The sequence below is a fragment of the Kitasatospora sp. NPDC003701 genome (assembly GCF_053587085.1).
The window spans coordinates 1-5,286 of the sequence record NZ_JBSFNM010000137.1 but is presented as its reverse complement, the minus strand read 5'-3'; the positions used below and the strand labels follow the sequence as shown (position 1 = coordinate 5,286).

Genomic DNA, 5,286 nt, shown 5'->3' with positions numbered 1-5,286 from the left:
GCCCGGTTACATTCCGAACCCGGAAGCTAAGCCTCACAGCGCCGATGGTACTGCAGGGGGGACCCTGTGGGAGAGTAGGACGCCGCCGAACAATTCTTCTAGAGAAGCCCCCGCCGGGGAACCGGACGGGGGCTTTTCTGTTGTAGGGTCAACATGCAAAAGTCGTCACACGGTACAGGAGGCCCCCGGGTGGAGGTCCAGGAGACGCGGGTCCAGACCGATCGCGTCCTCACCATCCCCAACCTGCTGAGCATGGGCCGGCTGGTCGGCGTTCCGCTCTTCCTCTGGCTGATCCTCTGGCCGGTGTTCGACGGGCCGAACAACGACGGCTGGGCGCTGCTGATTCTGATGCTGAGTGGCATCAGCGACTACCTCGACGGAAAGCTCGCCCGCAGGTGGGGGCAGATCAGTCGGGTCGGTCAGCTGCTCGACCCGCTGGCGGACCGCCTCTATGTGCTCTCCACCCTGCTGGGTCTGACCTGGCGTGAGATCCTGCCGTGGTGGCTCACGGCGATCCTGATCGCGCGTGAGCTCTTTATCGCGGGGCTCCTTCCCATTCTGAACCGGCACGGCTACGGCCCGTTGCAGGTGAGTTTCCTGGGGAAGGCCGCGACATTCAATCTGATGTACGCGTTTCCGCTTCTGCTGCTCGGCACCGGGGACACCTGGATCGCGCGGCCGGCCGAGGTGGTCAGCTGGGCCTTCATCTGGTGGGGGACCACCCTGTACTGGTGGGCCGGCATTCTCTACGCCGTCCAGGCACGGCAGATCATCCGGGCGGGCTCGGCCTCCTCCGCGTCCGCAGTCTGAGACGCGATCTGAGAGAAGTCCCACGGCGCCACGGTGCGTCGGACGATATCTTCCGGGTAGACACCCTCTGAAACGGTTTGATGGACCTGCAGGGTCCACACCGCGAAGGAGGACGCACCCGTAATGAAAGCCGTTGTAATGGCAGGGGGCGAAGGCACCCGACTCCGCCCGATGACCTCCAGCATGCCGAAGCCGCTGCTTCCGGTCGCCAATAGGCCGATCATGGAGCACGTGCTTCGGCTGCTGAAGCGGCACGGTCTCTCCGACACCGTCGTGACCGTCCAGTTCCTCGCCTCACTGGTCAAGAACTACTTCGGTGACGGCGAAGAGCTGGGTATGCATCTGACATATGCGAACGAGGAGACGCCGCTCGGCACTGCGGGGAGTGTCAAGAACGCCGAGGACGCGCTGAAGGACGACTCCTTTCTGGTGATCTCCGGTGACGCGCTGACCGACTTCAATCTCTCGGAATTGATCGAGTTCCACCGCAGCAAGAACGCTCTGGTCACCGTCTGTCTCACCCGTGTGCCGAATCCGCTGGAGTTCGGCATCACGATCACCGATGACGAGGGCCGGGTCGAGCGCTTCCTGGAGAAGCCGACCTGGGGGCAGGTCTTCTCCGACACGGTCAACACCGGCATCTATGTCATGGAGCCCGAGGTCTTCGACTACGTGGCGGCGGGTGAGTCCGTCGACTGGTCGAGCGATGTGTTCCCGCAGCTGCTGAAGGAGGGCAAGCGGGTCTACGGCTACGTGGCCGAGGGCTACTGGGAGGACGTGGGCACCCACGAGAGCTATGGCAAGGCCCAGGCGGACGTCCTGGAGGGCAAGGTCGACGTCGAACTCGACGGGTTCGAGATCTCGCCCGGCGTCTGGGTGGCCGAAGGGGCCGAGGTGGACCCGGACGCGATCCTCCGCGGCCCCCTGTACATCGGGGACTACGCCAAGGTCGAGGCCGGCGTGGAGATCCGCGAGCACACCGTGCTCGGCAGCAACGTGGTCGTCAAACGCGGGGCCTTCCTGCACAAGGCGGTCATCCACGACAACGTCTACATCGGGCCGCAGAGCAACCTGCGGGGCTGCGTGGTCGGCAAGAACACCGATGTGATGCGGGCCGCGCGGATCGAGGACGGGGCGGTGATCGGCGACGAGTGCCTGGTCGGCGAGGAGTCGATCATCGGCGCCAACGTCCGGGTCTACCCGTTCAAGACCATCGAGGCCGGCGCGGTCGTCAACACCTCGGTGATCTGGGAGTCCCGCGGCCAGGAGCACCTCTTCGGGCTGCGCGGAGTGTCGGGCATCCTCAACGTCGAGATCACGCCCGAGCTGGCCGTCCGGCTGGCGGGCGCGTACGCGACGACGCTGAAGAAGGGGGCCACCGTCACCATCGCGCGTGACCACTCGCGTGGTGCGCGTGCGCTCAAGCGGGCGATGATCTCGGCGCTGCAGACCAGTGCGATCGATGTCCGGGACCTCGAGAACGTGCCGATGCCGGTGGCCCGGCAGCACACGGCCCGGGGGAGCGCGGGCGGGATCTTCCTGCGGACCACACCCGGTGTGCCGGACTCGCTCGACATCCTCTTCTTCGACGAGCGCGGCGCCGACCTCTCCCAGGCCGGGCAGCGCAAGCTCGACCGGGTGTACGCCCGCCAGGAGTACCGGCGCGCGTTCCCGGGCGAGATCGGCGACCTGACCTTCCCGTCCAGCGTCTTCGACTCCTACGCCGGCAATCTGCTGCGGGCGGTGGACACCACGGGTGTCCGCGAGGCGGGGCTGAAGGTGGTGGTGGACACGGCGCACGGCAGTGCCGGGCTCGTTCTGCCGAGCATCCTGGGCCGGCTCGGCGTGGAGGCGCTCACCGTCTCCAGCGGGCTGGACGAGGCGCGGCCGACGGAGGACGCCGAGGAGCGGCGGGCTGGGCTGGCCAGGCTCGGTGAGCTGGTCGCCTCCTCCCGGGCGGCCTTCGGCGTCCGGTTCGACCCGGTCGGCGAGCGGGTGGCCTTCGTGGACGAGCTGGGCCGTGTGATCGACGACGACCGCGCGCTGCTGGTGCTGCTCGACCTGGTCGCGGCCGAGCGCCGGAGCGGCCAGGTGGCGCTGCCCGTGACGACCACCAGGATCGCCGAACAGGTCGCCGCCTACCACGGCACGCAGGTCGTCTGGACCACGACCACGCCGGACGACCTGGCCAAGGCGGCCGCGGCCGAGGGCACGGTGTTCGGCGGCGACGGACGCGGCGGTTTCGTGGTGCCCGAGTTCAGCGGGGTGCTGGACGGCGCCGCGGCGTTCGTCCGCCTGGTCGGGCTGGTGGCCCGGACCCAGCTCACGCTGAGCCAGATCGACGCGCGGATCCCGCAGGCGCACATCCGCCGGCGCGACATCGCGACGCCGTGGGCGGCGAAGGGCATGGTCATGCGCTCGGTGGTGGAGGCGGCCGGCACCCGCCAGCTCGACACCACGGACGGCGTCCGGGTCGTCGAGGCGGACGGCCGTTGGACGCTCGTGCTGCCCGACCCCGCCGAGGCGGTCACCCACCTCTGGGCGGAGGGCCCGGACGACGAGGCGACCGAGGCACTGCTGGACGAGTGGGCGGCGGTGGTCGACGGCGCCGGGCGGTGACCACCGGGCCGCGATGACGCGGCCGGGGCAGCGGAGCGGAGCGGCGGACGCCGCACGCTCCGCTGCCCGGTTTGGCACGGTTCGTCAGGATCTGTCGCTTCTGATGAGTCCGCAGGTCAGGGGGTGTGCGTCGACCCCTCCGCCGACATGGGACGATGGTCCGCATGCCAGCGACGCCGACGCCGAGTGCCAGTGACGGACGGTACAACCGTCCGGACGCCTCGATGTCCCTGCTGACCGGCGTGATGGAGCACAGCCTGGACGAGGGTTACGCCGAGGCGGCCGCGGCGCGGGGCGGTGACCGCGACAGCCGGATACCCGGCACGGCCCGCGGCCTGCTCACGCTGGGTCTCGGGCTGGCCCTGGTCGGGGCGGTGGTGACGGTGGGGGCCGTGAACGCGCACAAGGCCGAGCCCACGCTCGCCAAGGAGCGCGACGCGCTGATCCACCGGATCAACGACAGCAACAGCTCGGCGGACCGGCTGCAGCAGCAGGTCCAGGAGCTGCGGCGGAAGGTCGACACCACTCAGCAGCAGGCGCTGCCGCCGGGGGACGGCGACCCGGCCTCGCTGGCCGGCGCGGTGGGCCTGGCCGAGGTCACCGGGCCGGGCGTCAAGCTGGTCCTGGAGGACGCCTCCGGCACCGGCGCCGGCGGGAACGTCGACCCGCGCGCCGGTCAGGGCTTCTCCAACAGCGGCCGGCTGCGCGACCGCGATCTGCAACTGGTGGTGAACGGGCTCTGGGAGTCCGGCGCCGAGGCCGTCTCGATCAACGGGCAGCGGCTCACCGCGCTCTCCGCGATCCGTGCCGCGGGCGAGGCGGTGCTGGTGGACAACCGACCGCTGGTTCCGCCCTACAGCGTGCAGGCCCTGGGGGACGGGTCGAAGCTGGTCGCCACCTTCGAGAGCAACATGGCGGGTCAGTACCTCCGGCTGCTGCAGGAGAAGTACGGCATCAAGTCGACGATCTCCGCGCAGAAGAAGCTCACCCTGCCCGCCGCCGTCGGCGTCACGCTGCGGACCGCCCAGCCGGCCACGCCGGAGGCCTCGCCGACGGCGAGCCCGTCGGCCCCCGCCCCGAACACCCCGAGCCCCACGGCGTCCGCCACGGGTTCGCAGAGTCCGTCCGCCGGATCCTCGCGGTCGGCCACGCCGAGCACCCCGCCCGCGGGGAAGCGCACGCCGGGCGGCTCCGCCAAGACCACGCCGGCCCAATCGCCCACGGCGCCCACGACCGGGTCGCCCTCCTCAGGGACAGGAGCAGCTAGACCGTGATTGCCGTACTGGGTCTCGTGATCGGAGTGGTCGTCGGGCTCTTCGTCCAGCCCGAGGTGCCCGACGCCGTCGTGCCGTATCTGCCCATCGCGGTGGTGGCGGCGCTGGACGCGGTGTTCGGCGGTGTCCGGGCGATGCTCGACGGCATCTTCAACGACAAGGTGTTCATCGTGTCGTTCCTGTCCAACGTGGTGGTGGCGGCCCTGATCGTCTTCCTCGGGGACCAGCTCGGCGTCGGCTCGCAGCTGTCCACCGGTGTGGTCGTCGTCCTCGGCATCCGGATCTTCTCCAACGCCGCTGCGATCAGGCGCCATGTCTTCCGCGCCTGAGCCCGGCCGGGAGCCGGCGGACGAGAAGGCGGACGGACGGGCAGGAGAAGACGTGCGCGAGGACGGCAACGGGGAGCGGAAGGCGGCTCCGGCGGCGGAGAACGCGCTGCGGAAGCCCGCCGAACAGGTGAAGTCGGTCGTGCCGGTGAAGCCGGCCACGCCGGCCACGCCGGCCACGCCGGCCACGCCGGCCACGCCGGCCACGCCGGCCACGCCGGCCACGCCGGCCACGCCGGCCACGCCGGCCACGCCGG

4 protein-coding genes, 1 rRNA gene and 1 pseudogene are annotated in these 5,286 nt (G+C 70.2%); all 6 read left to right on the top strand.

Translation table 11 applies throughout. The features are described 5' to 3' along the window. Nucleotides 1-91: ribosomal RNA gene (rrf, locus tag ACWDRR_RS44030) — 5S ribosomal RNA — on the top strand; the annotation flags it as partial. A 98-nt stretch (nt 92-189) separates the two neighbouring features. Further along, entirely contained in the window at nt 190-810 is a 621-nt protein-coding gene (locus ACWDRR_RS44025) for a CDP-alcohol phosphatidyltransferase family protein (RefSeq protein ID WP_360638766.1), read from the top strand. A 123-nt stretch (nt 811-933) separates the two neighbouring features. Then, a complete protein-coding gene (locus tag ACWDRR_RS44020; RefSeq protein WP_449777975.1) occupies nt 934-3,429 on the top strand; it encodes a sugar phosphate nucleotidyltransferase in 2,496 nt (831 codons plus the stop codon). Between the two features lie 164 nt (nt 3,430-3,593). Beyond that, complete coding sequence (locus ACWDRR_RS44015) at nt 3,594-4,703, top strand: DUF881 domain-containing protein (RefSeq protein WP_449777974.1); 1,110 nt, start codon at nt 3,594-3,596, stop codon at nt 4,701-4,703. Then, nucleotides 4,700-5,032, top strand: coding sequence for a small basic family protein (locus tag ACWDRR_RS44010; protein ID WP_030062488.1), 333 nt, complete (start codon nt 4,700-4,702; stop codon nt 5,030-5,032). The genes ACWDRR_RS44015 and ACWDRR_RS44010 overlap by 4 nt, the downstream gene beginning before the upstream one ends. Beyond that, a pseudogene (locus ACWDRR_RS44005) lies at nt 5,016-5,286 on the top strand (30S ribosomal protein S2); the annotation flags it as partial. The gene ACWDRR_RS44010 and the pseudogene ACWDRR_RS44005, both read left to right, overlap by 17 nt.